Here is a 15,980-nt window from a genome sequence, read left to right as displayed (position 1 = left end):
CGAACAGGGTCAGATGCCAAGGACAGGGTCAGATGCCAAGGCTGATGAGGTGACCGCCGTCGTCGTCCTTGACAGCCGTGACCGTCACCGCCGAGTAGTCCGGGATACGCCACATACCCGCCTCCAGGTCGCCGCCGGCGTCGCCCACCACTACGGTCCGCATCCCCGCGGCGCGGGCTGCCGCAATACCCGCCGGGGCGTCTTCGAAGACGACGACGTCGGCCGGTTCCGCGCCCAGCAAAGCGGCGGCCTTCAGGTACCCCTCCGGGTGCGGCTTGCCGCGCGTGACAGCCTCGGCGGTGACGGCCGTGGTCGGCATGGACAGCCCGGCCGCCCGCATACGGATATCGGCAAGGATCCGGTCGGCGGACGTCACCAGGGCGATGGCGTCATCCGGCAGCGCCCCGAGCAGCGCCTCCGCGCCGGGCAGTGCGATCACGCCATCTGTTCGCGCACGCTCCATCTCGCCCAACTCAGCTGTCAGGGCCTCAAGATCAGCGTCGGCGGGGGCGAACCGGCGCACCGTGTCACCGGCCTGGACGCCGTGGGAGGTCCGAAGGATCTCCTCAATGTCCAGACCATAACGCTCGGCGAATTCGGTCCACACTTGCTCAACAACCGCGGTGGAATCCACCAGTGTGCCGTCCATGTCAAAAAGAACGGCACGGACGGTCAGCACTGTTGGCTCGGCAGGATGGCTCATGCCTCCATCCTGCCGCACTGTGTGGGGGTGCGGGCGAAATGTGACTTACCAGGGGAACGGGCGGCGCTAGCCGTTGGGCCGCTGAGGGATGTACTGCACCGCCCACTTGTTGCCGTCAGGATCGGCGAAGTGGACAAAGTGACCCCAGTCCTGAATGTCGATGTCGCTCACCTCAACGCCGTTGGCCTTGAGTTGCTCGTGTGCCTTGTTGATGTCGCTGACCACTATTTGCAGGCTCGGCGCTGTTCCCGGAGGGGCGTCGCTGAGCCCCTCGCCGATGGCAATGGAGCAAGCGGAACCCGGCGGCGTCAACTGCACAAAGCGGATGCCATCCATGGGACGTTCATCGAAATCGGGGTTGAAACCAACTTTGTTGACGTAGAAATCCTTCGCGCGATCGACGTCGGACACAGGGACAAACACCAGTTCAAGTTTCCAGTCCATGCGCCACAGGCTAACCGGGCGGGGCGGAAACCGGTAGGGGGCAATCGTTCCTGGCCCCTTTGCGTTCCTCCCCAGTTACTGCCAGTGCTACCGGGTTATCCGCCCCGGGCCGCCCCGGAAATCCAAGGATCCACTCCGGACGCCCGGGGGCAAAGCGACAGCAACTGGGCAGGAGCGCGGGGAAACTAGCCTGCCACGCCGTACAAACGGTCTCCAGCATCGCCCAGGCCCGGCACGATGTACGACTTCTCGTTGAGCTTCTCGTCGATGGAGGCCAGGACGATCTTCACGTTGGCGTCCGCGAGCTCTTCTTCCAGCTTGGACAGACCCTCCGGAGCGGCCAGCAGGCAGATGCACGTGACGTCCGAGGCGCCGCGCTTGAACAGGAACTTGATGGCCTCGCGCAGCGTGCCACCAGTGGCCAGCATCGGGTCCAGCACAAAGATCTGGCGGCCTGTGAGATCCTCCGGGAGACGCTCCGCGTAAGTGATGATGTCCAGGGTTTCTTCATCACGGGCCATGCCCAGGAAGCCGACTTCGGCCGTGGGAACCAGCTTGGTCATGCCCTCCAGCATGCCGAGTCCGGCGCGCAGGATGGGGACCACCAGCGGCGTGGGCTTGGTGAACGCCGTGCCGACAGTCTTGGTGACGGGGGTCTCGATCTCGACTGGCTGCGTCTTGACCTCACGCGTGGCTTCATAGGCCAGGAGGGTGACGAGTTCTTCAGTGAGTTGCCGGAAGACCGGTGAAGGGGTGTTCTTATCCCGCAGAACGGTGAGCTTGTGAGCGACCAGCGGGTGGTCCACGACGAGTGTGCGCATGCGTCCAAAACTATCATTGAGACATGAGCACCAACGAGCCGTATCACGCAGAACACATGGCCTGGATGGGCCTTGCACTGGACGAGGCACGGCTCGCCCTGGAGACGGACGACGTGCCAATCGGCGCCGTCGTCTTGGGGCCCGACGGCGGTGTGCTGGGTTCCGGGCGCAACGAACGGGAGGCGCACGGCGACCCGACGGCCCACGCCGAGATCGTCGCGATCCGCGAAGCTGCCGCTGCTCTGCAACGCCATGCCTTGGAACTGGGCGAAGGTGGCGACGGCTGGCGGCTTGAGGACTGCACGCTGGTTGTCACCCTGGAACCGTGCGCCATGTGCGCCGGGGCGATCGTACTGGCCCGCATTCCCCGCGTCGTGTTTGGCGCGTGGGACGAGAAAGCCGGTGCGGTGGGTTCCGTGTTCGATATCCTCCGCGAGCGCCGCCTCAACCACTGGGTAGAGGTTTACGCGGGGGTGCGTGAGGAGGAATGCGCAGCGCTGTTGAAGGACTTCTTCGCGGCGCACCGGGCGCCGGGCGCGGAGCACCGCCCGGTCTGATCCATTGTTCAGCGGGGAGAAGAGCCATGACAGTTACCTTCAACCACACCATTGTCCATGCCAAGGATAAGCATCGTTCCGCGGAATTCCTGGCCCGCATCTTTGGCCTGCCGAAGCCGCAGCCCATGTGGTCATTCGTCACGGTTTCCTTGGAGAACGGCGTCGCGCTGGACTTCCTGGAGGCCGCGGGAGACATTGCGCCGCAGCACTACGCCTTCCTGGTCAGCGAGAAGGAGTTCGACCAGATCTTCCTCAGGATCACGGCAGAGCACATTCCTTATTGGGCTGACCCCGCCCGCTCCCGCGCGCAACAGATCAACCACAACGACGGCGGCCGCGGGATCTACTTCTGTGACCCCGACGGGCATTTCCTGGAAGCGATCACTCGACCGTACGGATCGGGCTAGGTTCGACGGCCAGCGGCTTCGTCGAGGGCATCGATTCGCAGTTGCCGTGACGCCGGCGAGTCCAGACTAAACGACCGGAAGTCGCCCAGTTCATCCCGAATCCATCCCTCCACCTCGGCGATGCGCCGCGTGACGGCGGCGGTGGGCCCGGCGAACGTCCAGGCCGCGATGCGCTCCTTGCCGGGATCGTATTGCCACAGTCCGATAATCCGTCCGCGATCCAGAATGGGATGGTCCGGGAGGTCGGCCTGAAGCGCGAGCGTGCTGTCCAGGACCTTCTTGCCCTTGTCCTCGTCTGCGAACATGTCCGCCGAATTCCGCCTGTGGAGGACCAGTGAGTCCGTGCCTGCCAGCAACTGGATCTGCTCGTCACCGGTCTCCTCGAAATCGGCCAAACGGTCGACGTCGGAGGGCAGCATCCAGAGCACGTCGCCGGCCGCGGTGGGCACCTCCAAAGCCCCGACTGCGGCGAGCGCCGCCTTGCTTTGGGCCACGGTGAATGCTGTGAACCACTGGCTCTGTTTGAACGTCGCTCCACCAGTCCAGCGCAGGTACCGTTCCAGCAGGAGGCGGCGGGCGCCGTCGTCGTCAATTGTGCTGGGCGGCAGTCCCCACGTGGTGTAGGCATAGCGCTGCTGGTCGAGTCGTCCGTTGACGGGGACCCGGCGGATGCGGCCGTCGGCCTGCAGGAGCCCGAGCGCCGTGGGCAGCGTGGTTGAGGCGCCCTTCTTCTTGCCTTCCTCGCCGAGGCTACGGACCGAGTCGCCGAGTTCGTCCCTGAGTTGTTTGGGGTACATCGGGTCGCTGGACTCTTTGAGCGCGTGCTCAACCTCGTCCTCCAAGAGCGTGATCTCGCCACGTTCCACACCGAGTCTGGCCAGAACTTTGAACGGTGCAACCGCAGCGTCCCGGCCGATTTGGAGGCCCCAGGCGAAGTCAGCCTGGCCCAGGACGTAGGTGCAGCCGCGTGCTGTGGGAAGTTCATGGATCCGCAGTGCCTTGACGTCCCGGTCCACCTGCTCGCGGCTGATTCCGGCCCGGGCGAACAACGTGAGGTACGGGTTGGCGCCGCCCACGGATCGCGCCCAGCCCGCGTGGTCCAGGACTTGCTCTGAGGTCTTGCCTGCGAGCGATCCATCCAGCCCTTGCTTGTGCCAAGCCCAGGCCCGGAGGCGTTGGGGCGTGAGGGTTTGGGCTGCAGGCAACGTGTGCACTGGATGCGTCATGGCCCCATTCTGCACCCTCGTCTGCGGCGAGTCTCATCTCGGCGGGCCGTGGAGGGCTTTCATGACCGTCCTCGCGGTGGTGTCCCAGCCGGGGAGGGTGTTCCTCGCGTTGAGGGCTGCCTCGCGCCACGTCCTTTGGAGGGCTGGATCTGTGAGCCAAGTGCGAATGGTTTGTGCGAGCTTACTGGTATCCGTGAGGTCCAACGCGGCCCCCGCCTTGGTATCGCCGAGGGCTTCCACGGCTCCGGTCCCCTGCCTGACCAGCACCGGTACGCCACGGGCAAGCGATTCCGTCACCACCAGCCCGAACGCCTCCGACCCGGAAATGAGGACACTGAGGTTGGCTGCCTGCCAGCTCCTTTCAAGGGCTTCGCCGGTCAGCTCACCGGTGATGCTGATGCGGTTTCTCAAGCCTTGATGTTCGACGGCGGCCCGCACCTGGGCTGCGTACGCCGGGGCAGCGCGGTCGGAGCCAATGAGGGCAGCGGTCCACGGCAGGTCTTTGAGCGTGCTCAGCGCCTCTACGAGGAGGGTCTGTTCCTTGTTGGGGAGTAGTGCCGCGACGGCCACGATGTGGGGTGGTTCGGAGCCTCCTGCCGCTGGCGCTGGGTCTACGCCAGGCCGGGCAACCACGATGTTAAGCGGGCCATGCCGTGCCTCGAGCTCCGCGGCCGCGTGCTTACTCGGGCAGATGACGCCCGACGCGGCGGCCAACGCTCTGGCCTCAAGATCACGATGCTCCGCCAGAGCCATGTGCGAGACGATCCACACCTCCGTTCCGGCGCTCACCGCAGCTGCCACCTCCTCCGGCGCCCCGCTCGCTACCAAGCCGTCGGCAATCACGGTTGTGCCGCCGTCGAGCATGTCTGAAAACCGCCTCCGGTCCGCACTGCTCCCAACCGGCCAACCGCCGTCGACCGCTATGGTCTCTACTTCGGCATCCAGGTGTTCGGCGAGCTTGGCGTTGTAGTGGTTACCGCCGGAGCCGTGCCTCACGTTGCCGGGGACGAGCAGGCGGATGGCCACCATGCTTAGCTGCGATGGAGGTCGAGGGTGTAGCCGGCCCAGGCGTCGGGGTTTTCGCGAAGGACGACGTCGATACCAGCCAAGGCCTGCCCGTCCGGTGTGTCTGTCACTTGATCGGCGACGGCGTCGGCGATGTGCTTGGCGAGGGCCTCCGTGGTGCTGAGTTTGCCGTGGAACGCGGGGTGTTCGTCGAGATTCTTGTAGTTCAGGTCCGCAAGCACTTCTTCGAGAATGCCGTTGGCCGCACCGATATCCACCACGATTGCGTCGTCGTTGAGCTCGGCACGGCGGAACGTCACCTCCGCGACGAACGTAGCCCCGTGAAGGCCTTGCGCGGGGCCGAACGCCTCGCGTGGAAGGCTGTGGGCGATCATGAAATGGCGTCGGACGGTCAGGCTGAACATGGTTTACTCCTCCGGCTTGGGATAGGCGACCACCTGGCAGAAACCACTGCCCCGCCGCCCGAACAGGTCGATCATGGCAGCGGGAAGATCGTGAAACCGGCACTCCCCCGTCAGGAAAATATCGAACACCGGATCCTTCAATTGCTCGACAGCGAGCGCCAACCGCTGAGCGTTCGTCCGCCTGTGGCGCCGGGCCTTCGCCACCACACTGACCTGGCTCGAGCGGATGGTCAGTCGCCGGGCGTGGAAGTCCTCCCCCAGCGGCAGCGTGACGTCCTTGTCGGCGAACCAGGAAACTTCGACGACGTCGGAATCGTCGCCGGCAAGTTGGAGGCTCAGTTTGAGGCCATCGTCCGTGCCGGAGCAGTGGAAGACAACGTCGCAGTCATTGTTTGCGTCCTTTGGCTGGGCGAAGTCGACCTTAATAGCCTCTGCGAGCTTGGCCTTCTTCGGATCCGGGTCGACGAGTTCCAACCGCCCCAGCGGAAAGTTCCGCAGGAGCGTCGCCACTGCACCGCCCACCAAACCGGCACCGACGACGGCGACCCTATCTCCCAGCCGCGGCCCACCTTCCCAGATGGCATTGATCGCCACCTCCACAATCCCTGTCAGGACGGCGCGGCGGGCAGGGACCGTTTCCGGTATCCGTGTGAGCTCCTTAACCGGCACAACGTACAGGTCCTGGTGCGGGTGCAGGCTGAAAACGTTCTGGCCGAGCCACTCCTCCGGCCCCTCCTCCACCACGCCAACTGACAGGTACCCATACTTCACTGGCCCGGGGAAGTCGCCCTCTTGGTGCGGGGCGTGCATCCGCTCGGCCACGCGCACTGGAACACGGCCTTCATGGACCACGCGCTCGGTGCCGCGGCTGATTCCGGAATACAGGGTCCTGACCAGTGCCTCTCCGGGGCCCGGGGTTTGTATCGACTCGCGGCGCAACTCGCCGCGCCCCTTGTCGGTGACCCAGTAGGCCTGGGCTTCATGTGGCTGCGAGATCGTCATGGTGCTTATGAATCTAGCTTTCCGTCAGGTGGGGCGGAAGGCTTCTTTGGTGCTCGTTTTGGGGAACGGGCCCCAACTCCGGTACCCTATTTCAGTTGGTGACGTGTCCGAGCGGCCGAAGGTGCAACACTCGAAATGTTGTTTGGTGTAAAAGCCAACGTGGGTTCAAATCCCACCGTCACCGCCAGTTGAGAAGGCCCTGCTTCCCTTTGTTTACAAGGGAGGCGGGGCCTTTTTCTTATGTGGTCCCGGCGGGCTAATTCCCGGCGCTCTCGGGGCAAGGCCCGAGGGCCACCACTTCGGTGCCCAGTTCAGGAAACCAGGTCGAAGCGCTCGGACCCGAAGCGCGCCGAGATCTCCACCGTTCCACCCAATGCTTCGATGTATTTGCGGAGCGTATCAATCTGAGTGTGTTCAATGTTGCCCCGCTCAATCTGAGAAACGCGGTTCTGACTGATGTGCGCTTCCCGCGCCAGGGCAAGACCTAACCCTCCGGCATGCCCAGCGGTACATTGATCCTGGATGCCACAAGACACCCACGGAACCAACGCGGACCGCGGAGGCAACAATGGCCGGGTCAACAAGCAAGACAGCCAAGAGCACGGACTACCAATTCTTCACGGTCTGGCGCGTTGCAGGCACCCTTGAGGAGGTCACTGACGTCCTGGGAAACGCAGGCACGCTGGCAAAGTGGTGGCCCTCGGTCTACCTGCGAGTGACTCCTCTCGACCCAGGCAGCGCGGACGGCACCGGCAAGTCGTTCGACCTCCACACCAAGGGCTGGCTCCCCTACACGTTGCGTTGGCGGTTGACGGTCACCGAACCGATTACTACGCATGGCTTCGCTTTGACGGCCAAGGGCGATCTGAACGGCACCGGTCGGTGGACTTTCGAGACTGATGGACCTGAGGTGGTGATCAGCTATGACTGGCGTGTCAGCACGGCCAAGCCCTTGCTTCGGCGACTGAGCTGGCTCCTGAAACCGGCGTTCTCGGCGAACCATCACTGGGCCATGGCGCGCGGTGAGGAAAGTCTGGCACTTGAGCTCCGCCGTCGTCGTTCCGGAACGGCGCCCGGGCGCGTGCCGGATCCGCCAGGTCCGACGTTCGCATGGTTGGCGCGGCGCTAAGCGGCACTAAGCGGCACTCGGCAACAGGTAACCAGCGCGTTCCTCCCCAGTTGCCTCGCCCCGCACCCCCAAGCTGCCGCGTAATCCAGCGGCTCCGGACGCCGCAAGTCAACAGAGGCCAAGAGCAACTGGGAAGGAACGCAGCAACCCGGGGCACCACTCAGACAGCCAGCACCCATCCGCGGCCAGCCCAGCACCGAACTCCCGATAGAATGACAGTCGCCGAGAACAGGCAGCCAGAGACAAGGGAGGACTCCGTGCGCACATCGCAGCCCCGGGCGCCCTTCCACGCGTTGCGGTCCGGCGCGATCTCGATCGTCACGGTGGTCCTTGCCGCCGGTGCACACGTCGTGGGTGGTGGAGCCCTTCCCACGGCCCCCGTCCTCGCCGCCTTGGTCGCCCTGACTGCTTTGGCCGCCACGTTGGCCACCCGCTTGAAGCTGAACTTCGTGGCGATGGCGGCCCTCTTGGGCGCAGGCCAACTCGCCCTGCACGAAGCTTTCACGGCTTTGGGCCCGGTAGCGACTACCGCCCAAGGTACAGCGCACCACCTCGCTGGCGAGCCCCTGAGCCCGACGCTCTACACCGCCGCCGAGCACACGCATGCGCTCGGCACAACGTTCGGCGCACTGATGCTCGCCGCCCACATCATTGCCACGATTGGCTCTGCCGTGCTCCTGGCCAAGGGAGAGGCCGCCCTGTGGCAGCTCGCGGCTTGGCTTCGGCCGCTCGTTGACCTGCCCACACTCTTGTTCAGGCCCGACGCCGGCGCCTCGCCGATCACCGTCGGCTCACCTGATGTTTTCATCCCCCGCCCTTGGCGGAACCTGAGGCAAGACAGCCGCCGCGGCCCGCCCGCCGCCGTCGTTCTTCCCTGATTCCGCCCGGCACCAACTCAAGGCAACACAGCCGCCTTTGGTGACGGGTCCCAAACCCGTACCCGCGCCGCCCAGAATCGGCGCCCCCGAAAGGCAATCCCATGAACAAGTCCGCCCTCCGCCGTACCCTGTCCGCCACCGCTGTCGCCGGCGGAACCGCCGCCCTGATGATGGCCGGCCTCGCCGGTGCCTCCGCGCACGTTTCGGCTGATCCGAACAAGACTGCTGCCAATTCCTACGCGCTGTTGACGTTCGGCATCCCCCACGGCTGCGACACCTTCGGCACCACCAAAGTCGCCATCACGCTCCCGGGGGAATTGAACGACGCCCAGCCCACCGTCAACCCGAACTGGACAGTGGAGAAGGTCACGGAGAAGCTCGCCGAGCCCAAGAAGCTGGACGACGGAACCTCCATCACCCAGCGGACCAGCCAGATCGTGTACACCGCCAAGGCCCCGCTGGACCCGCACCTGCGTGATGCTTTGGTTCTCTCGCTCAAGCTGCCGGACGCCGCCGGCAAGACGCTGTACTTCCCCACGCTCCAGACCTGCGAGCAGGGCCAGACCGATTGGTCGGAGATCCCGAAAGAAGGCCAGGACGCCCACGAGCTGAAGGCACCGGCGCCGTCGGTCACCATCACGCCCGCTGATGCGGCCGGCGACCACCACGCCGCAAGCACCGTGTCCACGGAGCAGGCCGCCTCGGTGACCGACGACGGCTCTCAGGCACGCAGCTGGGCCGGCCTCATCGCGGGCATCGCCGGCCTTGGCCTGGGTGGCGCTGCGTTCTTCCGTAGCCGGTCCGCCAAAGCTGGAAACGCCGCCAAGTAATTGACTCAGGATTGGCGCCTGGAAGATTACGATCCGGGCGCCAATCCGTCCTGTTGGCCGTGGCTGAATTGACTCGCGTCACACCCGGCGTAAGGCTGATGCCCATGTGGACTCAGCGCATCAAAACCGGACTTGTTATTACGACGACGGCGGCCGCCTCGCTGCTGCTGCTTTCAGCCTGCGGGCCAAGCCCAAGCCCGGCTGGAACAAGCAGCGCACCGCCTACCTCTTCTTCCGCATCTCCAACGTCGGCGTCCCCCACCGCTACCACCTCGCCTTCTCCTTCGGGAAGCGCAACGTCCTCGGGACCTGCAACTGAAGGCCAGTGCAAGGCTGCTTCGTTGACGGCGGCAACTGACTCAACCGGTGGTGGAGCGGCGGGAAGCATCTACGAGAAACTGATCCTGACCAACTCCGGAACCACGTCATGTGTCCTTGAAGGCTTCGCCGGCGTCTCCTTGACGGCCGACGCCAATGGTGCCCCGATCGGCGAACCGGCCACCCGCGAAACCACCACTCCTGTCACCAAAATCGAGCTTGCCCCGGGCAAGTCGGCGTGGGCTGAACTCCGGTACACGCAGGCCGGAAATTACGGTGACTGCACCAAGGTTCCCGCGGCGGGCTACCGGATCTACCCGCCCAACGACACCGCATCCCTGTTCGTCGCCGAACCCCACGACGCCTGCAGCAATGCCGGCATCAAGCTCCTGACCATCACAGCGTTCCAGGCGGTCTAACACCTCCCCCACGGCTCCGGCTTATTCTGTCGGAGCCGTGGGGCATGATGGAGGAATGCAGGAGCAGCAGGCGTCTGGCGGCGCCATCGGCCGTTTCAGCCAAGCAACCAGGGAATGGTTCCTCGGCGCTTTTTCCACGCCCACTCCTGCGCAAGACGGTGCCTGGAACGCCATCTCGTCGGGCGCACACGCTCTGGTGGTGGCCCCCACGGGTTCCGGCAAGACACTGGCGGCTTTCCTGTGGGCCTTGGACAAGTTGCATTCGAAGCCATCGGACACGTTGCCAGGCCTTGAATCGGTTCCCGCGGGCCGCGCCAAAAGGCCCAAGACCAAGACCCGCGTCCTCTATATATCGCCGCTGAAGGCATTGGGTGTGGACGTCGAGCGCAACCTCCGCTCACCGTTGATCGGAATCACCCAAACTGCCAAACGATTGGGGCTGCCCGCACCGCTGGTGACGGTTGGCGTCCGCTCAGGAGATACGACGGCGGCAGACCGCCGCACGCTGTTGACCCACCCACCCGACATCCTCATCACCACACCGGAGTCCCTCTTCCTCATGCTGACCTCCCGCGCCCGGGAGACGCTCAGCGAGGTAGACACCATCATCATCGACGAAGTCCACGCCGTCGCCGGGACCAAGCGCGGGGCGCACCTGGCCGTCTCCTTGGAACGGTTGGATGCGCTGCTGACCAAGCCTGCCCAACGCATTGGACTGTCGGCGACAGTCCAACCAAGGGAACTTGTGGCGCAATTCCTGGCTGGCCAAGCACCGGTGGAGATCGTTGCGCCGCCCTCCAAGAAGAACTGGAACCTCACGGTCACCGTTCCTGTGGAGGACATGTCTGACCTGCAAGGCGCCGCCGGGGCCTTCGACTCCGGGCCGGCATCAGGGCTGCAGCCTCAAGCGTCCATTTGGCCGCATGTGGAGGAGCAGATTGTCGATCTTGTCCTCTCGAAGCAATCCACTATCGTCTTCGCCAACTCGCGGCGACTCGCCGAACGGCTAACCGCCAGGCTCAACGAGATCTACGCGGAGCGCCAACTGATGGCCGTTGGTGGCTCAGTGTGGGACGACCCCGCCGCGCCGGACCCCGGAGTCCCGGCATCGACGGCGACCCCAGCCCACATGATGGCCCAAGCCGGCAGTACAAGCGGCGCCGACCCCGTGTTGGCCCGCGCGCACCACGGCTCGGTGTCCAAAGACCAACGCGCCATGATCGAGGACGACCTCAAATCCGGGAGGCTGCGTTGCGTCGTTGCCACGTCTTCCCTTGAACTCGGCATCGACATGGGTGCCGTGGACTTGGTCGTCCAAGTGGAGTCGCCGCCGTCAGTGGCCAGCGGCCTCCAACGCGTAGGGCGCGCCGGGCACCAAGTGGGTGAGATCTCCGAAGGTGTGCTCTTCCCCAAACACCGGGCTGACCTTCTCCACACCACGGTGACGGTGGAGCGAATGCTCAGCGGGCAGATCGAGCGGCTGAGCATCCCCGCCAATCCACTGGACATCCTGGCCCAGCAGACCGTCGCCGCTACGGCTTTGGGGAGCATCGACGTCGAGGAATGGTTCAGCACGGTGCGCCGCTCAGCGCCGTTCGCCAGCCTGCCCCGGTCTGCGTTCGAAGCCACCCTGGACCTGCTGGCCGGACGCTACCCCTCGGACGAGTTCGCTGAACTCCGGCCGCGCATCATTTGGGACCGGCACGCAGGCACCATAGAAGGCAGGCCGGGAGCACAACGGCTCGCCGTCACTTCCGGCGGCACTATTCCGGATCGCGGCCTGTTCGGCGTGTACATCATCGGCACGGAAGTCGAAGGCTCGTCCCCGGCAAGCGCCGAGCCCGACGCTCCGAGTGCCTCGGCCCGGGCCGCGAAGGGTGGCCGCCGGGTCGGCGAGCTGGACGAAGAGATGGTCTACGAATCCCGCGTCGGCGATATCTTCGCCCTCGGCGCCACCAGTTGGAAAATCGAAGACATCACCCACGATCGCGTCCTGGTCTCACCTGCTTTTGGCCAGCCCGGAAAGCTCCCTTTTTGGAAGGGCGACTCCCTGGGTCGTCCTGTGGATCTCGGCCGTGCCCTCGGTGCCTTCATCCGCGAACTTTCAGCTGCAGACGACGCCCCCGCCATGGAGCGCTGCCAGGCCAGCGGATTGGATGCGTTCGCTGCCGGGAACCTGCTCCAGTACCTCCGCGAGCAAAAACAAGCCACTGAGGTGGTCCCGAGTGACCGCACTTTGGTGGTGGAACGCTTCCACGACGAACTCGGTGACTGGCGGGTAGTTCTCCATAGCCCGTTCGGCATGCCCGTTCATGCTCCGTGGGCTCTCGCGGTCGGGCAACGCCTCCAGCAGCGCTATGGCCTGGACGGTTCCGCCATGGCCGCCGACGACGGCATCGTCCTGCGGGTCCCCATGATGGAGGACGAGCCGCCTGGCGCCGAATTATTCCTCTTCGATCCTGAGGAACTCGAACAAATCGTCACGTCCGAGGTCGGCGGCAGCGCACTGTTCGCCTCGCGCTTCCGTGAATGTGCAGCGCGTGCTCTCTTGCTGCCCCGTCAGAACCCCGCCAAACGACAACCCTTGTGGCAGCAGCGGCAACGTTCGGCGCAGCTACTGGATGTCGCCCGCAAATACCCGTCGTTCCCTATCGTGCTCGAAACCGTGCGCGAATGCCTGCAGGATGTTTACGATCTTCCAGCGTTGAAGGACATTGCGGCCTCGGTTGAGCGACGCGAGCTCCGGATCGTGGAGACCACCACGCAGCAGCCGTCTCCCTTCGCCAAGTCGCTGCTCTTCGGGTACGTGGCCCAATTCCTCTATGAGGGCGACTCCCCCTTGGCGGAACGCCGGGCTGCCGCGCTGGCACTGGACTCCACACTCCTCAATGAGCTCCTGGGGCGCGTGGAGCTGCGCGAACTCCTGGATGCGGCAGTCATCGACTCCACGGAGCGGGAGCTTCAGCGGCTTGCACCCGACCGTCGGGTTCGGGGCATGGAAGGCGTCGCGGACCTCCTGCGTTTGCTGGGCCCGCTGAGTATCGAGGAAGTTGCAGAGCGGCTGGAAAAGGCTGATGCGGCAACGGAGCTTTTCGAAGTCGCCGAAGAGTCTGAGCCAATCGGTTGTCAGGGCAACATGCTCGACGCCGAGGCGCACCTTGCGGCGCTGCACAAGGCCAACCGTGCGCTCCGGGTGACTATCGGCGGCGTCGAACGTTTTGCTGCGGTGGAAGATGCCGCGCGACTCCGCGACGCCATCGGTGTCCCCTTGCCCATGGGCGTCCCGCTCGCGTTCATCGAGCCCGTTCATGATCCCCTGGGCGACCTCGTTTCACGCTATGCCCGCACGCACGGACCCTTCACCGCATCCGAGGCCGCAGCGCGGCTGGGTCTTGGGGTGGCCGTCGTCAATACCGCGCTAAAGCGGCTGGCCGCCGACGGTCGCGTAGTGGAAGGCGAGTTCCGCCCGCATGCCGTTGCCGCCGAGAGCAGTGCCACCGAGGACGTGAATCCGGAGCTCATGGCCCCGGACGCGCCGCCGTCGAGCGAGTGGTGCGACGCTGAAGTGCTCCGGAAGCTCCGGCGTCGTTCGCTTGCTGCGCTGCGCGCCGAGGTGGAGCCCGTGGATACCGCGGCCTACGGGCGTTTCCTTCCCGCTTGGCAGAACGTGACCGCCCCCGGCTCGTCCAGGAGCTCTGCGTTGCGGGGTCTCGACGGCATCATCACGGCAGTGGATCAGCTCTCCGGAGTGCCCATCCCGGCGTCAGCGTGGGAGCCACTGGTGCTCTCAAGCCGAGTTGCCGACTATAAGCCCGCCATGCTGGACGAACTGATGGCGGCCGGTGAGCTTTTGTGGTCGGGCGCTGGTTCGTTGCCGGGAAACGACGGATGGATCAGCCTCCACGTAGCCGACTCCGCCGAGTTGACCCTGAATCCTGCCCTGGATTTCGAACCCGGTGACGCTCAACAGAGGCTCCTTGAACACTTCAGCGCCGGCGGCGGCTACTTCTTCCGTCAACTGACCGATGTCGCGGGAGGCATGGACGCGGTTTTGAGCGACGACGCGGTGGTCTCGGCGCTCTGGGATCTTGTCTGGGCAGGGCGGGTCACGGGAGATACGTTCGCTCCTGTCCGGGCCATGATCGCGGGTGGGCGCACGGCCCACCGGCAGGTCGCCAGGACGCCGCGGGCCCGAGCCCCGCGGATGAGCCGGCTTGGCCGTTCCCATGGCACGGGCCTGCTGGGATCGCCGGGGCTGACTGGTGGAAGGTACGGGTCGGTGACGGGAGCCGCGCCCACCCCGCCCCTGGCTGTGGGACGATGGTCTGCTTTGCCCGCGCCTGAACTGGACCCCACCATCCATGCGCGCGGCACCGCTGAGCTCCTGTTGGACCGATACGGGGTGGTGACGCGCGGCTCGGTCATGGCCGAGAACATCATTGGCGGCTTCGGGCTCATGTACAAAGTGCTGGCCCGGCTCGAGGAAGCCGGGCGCTGCCGCCGAGGCTACTTCATTGAGCACCTGGGTGCTGCTCAGTTCGCGGTTCCCGCCACCGTGGACCGGCTGCGTTCCTTCACCGAGGACGCCCGTATCAACAAGGCCGAACCCGCCGCCTTGGCACTGGCAGCAACTGATCCGGCCAACCCCTACGGCGCCGCCTTGCCGTGGCCGGCGTTGTCCGTCGACGCCGGATCGGGGCACCGTCCGGGGCGAAAGGCCGGCGCTTTGGTGGTGATGGTCGACGGCGCCCTGGTCCTTTACGTGGAACGTGGTGGTAAGACGCTGCTCACCTTCAGCCAGGACGACGCCGTCCTGACCGCCTCCGCTGCCGCTCTGGTGGACGTGGTGCGACGCGGCGCCGTGGACAAACTCTTCATGGAGAAGGTCAATGGCCATGACCTCCTGGATACCCCGATCGCCGCCGCCCTGACAGCTGCCGGAGCCTATTCGACGCCGAAGGGGCTGCGGATCCGTGCCTGAGGGAGATTCCATTTGGCAGGCAGCATCGCAGCTGAACGAGGCCTTGGCCGGGCAAATCATCACGGCTTCCGACTTCCGTGTGCCCCGTTTCGCCACCTTGAACCTGGCGGGGTGGACCATGACCGAGGTGGTCCCGCGCGGTAAGCATCTGCTCATGCGCTTGGCGGGACCTGCGGATGAGGAACCGGGCGCCAGCCGGAGACCCCGGGCGCTGACCATCCACTCCCATCTCAAGATGGAGGGCAGCTGGCAAGTCTATGCACCCGGCGGACGCTGGACCAAGCCCGGGCACACCGCACGATGTGTGCTCCGCACCGCCTCGGCTGATGCTGTGGGGTTCTCTCTGGGCATCCTCGACGTCGTGCCCAGCAGCGAGGAAGACCGGATTGTCGGGCACCTTGGACCGGATTTACTCGGTCCTGACTGGGATGAAGACGAAGCCCTGCGCAGGCTCCGCGCGGAACCGGACGTGCCTGTGGGCTACGCTTTGCTGGACCAACGGAAGCTCGCAGGCATCGGCAACATCTACCGTTGCGAAGCGTGCTTTCTTTCCGGAATCCACCCCGGTTTGGCTGTCGCGGAGGTCCCGGACCTTGCCAAAACAGTCAACGACGCCAAGCGACTCCTCAGCGAGAACCTCGGTCCCGGCCGGCGGAGCACCCTGGGTCCCCGGGCAATCCGGCCCGGGTATTGGGTCTACGGGCGGGAACACCAACCGTGCCGGCGCTGCGGAACACCCATTCGGCGAAGCACGCTGGCGGCACCGGATGGGACCGAGGAACGGGATTTCTACTTCTGTCCGCGCTGCCAGCCTGCGCCGTAAGCGGTTTCCAAC

The 15,980-nt window shown here is 65.3% G+C and carries 16 protein-coding genes and 1 tRNA gene; 9 read left to right on the top strand and 8 right to left on the bottom strand.

Annotated features, from left to right (window positions below):
* Window positions 1–28 precede the first annotated feature (28 nt).
* From ACIQC5_RS16700 to upp, 3 genes are all read right to left on the bottom strand, one after another.
* The gene (locus ACIQC5_RS16700; protein ID WP_400284702.1) at window positions 29–703 is read right to left on the bottom strand and encodes an HAD-IA family hydrolase; all 675 of its coding nucleotides are present in this window, start codon (window positions 701–703) and stop codon (window positions 29–31) included.
* 66 nt (window positions 704–769) lie between these two features.
* Entirely contained in the window at window positions 770–1,147 is a 378-nt protein-coding gene (locus tag ACIQC5_RS16695) for a VOC family protein (protein ID WP_400284700.1), read from the bottom strand.
* 185 nt (window positions 1,148–1,332) lie between these two features.
* A complete protein-coding gene (upp, locus tag ACIQC5_RS16690) occupies window positions 1,333–1,968 on the bottom strand; it encodes a uracil phosphoribosyltransferase (protein ID WP_400284697.1) in 636 nt (211 codons plus the stop codon).
* A gap of 23 nt (window positions 1,969–1,991) precedes the next feature.
* Between upp and ACIQC5_RS16685 the strand changes: the two genes are divergently transcribed.
* On the top strand, window positions 1,992–2,525 hold the full coding sequence (locus tag ACIQC5_RS16685; protein ID WP_400284695.1) for a nucleoside deaminase: 534 nt from the start codon (window positions 1,992–1,994) through the stop codon (window positions 2,523–2,525).
* Window positions 2,526–2,551: 26 nt separating this feature from the next.
* On the top strand, window positions 2,552–2,932 hold the full coding sequence (locus ACIQC5_RS16680; RefSeq protein ID WP_400284692.1) for a VOC family protein: 381 nt from the start codon (window positions 2,552–2,554) through the stop codon (window positions 2,930–2,932).
* Here ACIQC5_RS16680 and ACIQC5_RS16675 read toward each other — a convergent pair.
* The 4 genes from ACIQC5_RS16675 to ACIQC5_RS16660 are packed head-to-tail and all read right to left on the bottom strand — an operon-like array spanning window position 2,929 to window position 6,590.
* Window positions 2,929–4,158, bottom strand: coding sequence for a DNA glycosylase AlkZ-like family protein (locus ACIQC5_RS16675; RefSeq protein ID WP_400284689.1), 1,230 nt, complete (start codon window positions 4,156–4,158; stop codon window positions 2,929–2,931). The genes ACIQC5_RS16680 and ACIQC5_RS16675 overlap by 4 nt on opposite strands.
* A 33-nt stretch (window positions 4,159–4,191) precedes the next feature.
* Window positions 4,192–5,187 (bottom strand): glycosyltransferase family 4 protein, encoded by a 996-nt coding sequence (locus tag ACIQC5_RS16670; protein ID WP_400284686.1) that lies wholly within the window; start codon window positions 5,185–5,187, stop codon window positions 4,192–4,194.
* A 2-nt stretch (window positions 5,188–5,189) separates the two neighbouring features.
* The gene (locus ACIQC5_RS16665; protein WP_400284683.1) at window positions 5,190–5,588 is read right to left on the bottom strand and encodes a 6-pyruvoyl trahydropterin synthase family protein; all 399 of its coding nucleotides are present in this window, start codon (window positions 5,586–5,588) and stop codon (window positions 5,190–5,192) included.
* 3 nt (window positions 5,589–5,591) lie between these two features.
* Window positions 5,592–6,590 (bottom strand): zinc-binding alcohol dehydrogenase, encoded by a 999-nt coding sequence (locus ACIQC5_RS16660; RefSeq protein WP_400284681.1) that lies wholly within the window; start codon window positions 6,588–6,590, stop codon window positions 5,592–5,594.
* A gap of 97 nt (window positions 6,591–6,687) precedes the next feature.
* Between ACIQC5_RS16660 and ACIQC5_RS16655 the strand changes: the two genes are divergently transcribed.
* Window positions 6,688–6,777, top strand: a tRNA-Ser gene (locus ACIQC5_RS16655).
* A gap of 124 nt (window positions 6,778–6,901) precedes the next feature.
* On the opposite strand, the gene ACIQC5_RS16650 is transcribed toward ACIQC5_RS16655, so the two are convergent.
* Window positions 6,902–7,126 carry an XRE family transcriptional regulator gene (locus tag ACIQC5_RS16650; protein ID WP_400284678.1) on the bottom strand — a complete coding sequence of 75 codons (225 nt, stop codon included), beginning with the start codon at window positions 7,124–7,126 and terminating at the stop codon, window positions 6,902–6,904.
* Between the two features lie 32 nt (window positions 7,127–7,158).
* Here ACIQC5_RS16650 and ACIQC5_RS16645 point away from each other — a divergent pair, with 32 nt between their 5' ends.
* The 6 genes from ACIQC5_RS16645 (at window position 7,159) to ACIQC5_RS16620 (ending at window position 15,968) form a co-directional block, all read left to right on the top strand.
* On the top strand, window positions 7,159–7,719 hold the full coding sequence (locus ACIQC5_RS16645; RefSeq protein ID WP_400284675.1) for an SRPBCC family protein: 561 nt from the start codon (window positions 7,159–7,161) through the stop codon (window positions 7,717–7,719).
* 257 nt (window positions 7,720–7,976) lie between these two features.
* On the top strand, window positions 7,977–8,597 hold the full coding sequence (locus ACIQC5_RS16640; RefSeq protein WP_400284672.1) for a hypothetical protein: 621 nt from the start codon (window positions 7,977–7,979) through the stop codon (window positions 8,595–8,597).
* A 101-nt stretch (window positions 8,598–8,698) separates the two neighbouring features.
* Window positions 8,699–9,427 (top strand): YcnI family protein, encoded by a 729-nt coding sequence (locus ACIQC5_RS16635; protein ID WP_400284670.1) that lies wholly within the window; start codon window positions 8,699–8,701, stop codon window positions 9,425–9,427.
* A 104-nt stretch (window positions 9,428–9,531) separates the two neighbouring features.
* Entirely contained in the window at window positions 9,532–10,164 is a 633-nt protein-coding gene (locus ACIQC5_RS16630) for a DUF4232 domain-containing protein (RefSeq protein WP_400284667.1), read from the top strand.
* Window positions 10,165–10,219: 55 nt separating this feature from the next.
* Window positions 10,220–15,145: an ATP-dependent helicase gene (locus ACIQC5_RS16625; protein WP_400284664.1), complete on the top strand. Its 4,926-nt coding sequence runs from the start codon at window positions 10,220–10,222 to the stop codon at window positions 15,143–15,145.
* Entirely contained in the window at window positions 15,138–15,968 is an 831-nt protein-coding gene (locus tag ACIQC5_RS16620; protein ID WP_400284661.1) for a DNA-formamidopyrimidine glycosylase family protein, read from the top strand. The genes ACIQC5_RS16625 and ACIQC5_RS16620 overlap by 8 nt, the downstream gene beginning before the upstream one ends.
* Window positions 15,969–15,980 lie beyond the last annotated feature (12 nt).

The sequence above is a fragment of the Paenarthrobacter sp. NPDC092416 genome, from assembly GCF_044755025.1.
Lineage (GTDB): Bacteria > Actinomycetota > Actinomycetes > Actinomycetales > Micrococcaceae > Arthrobacter.
Note: the sequence above shows the minus strand (reverse complement) of the source record. Positions and strands in the feature narration are given on the sequence as shown.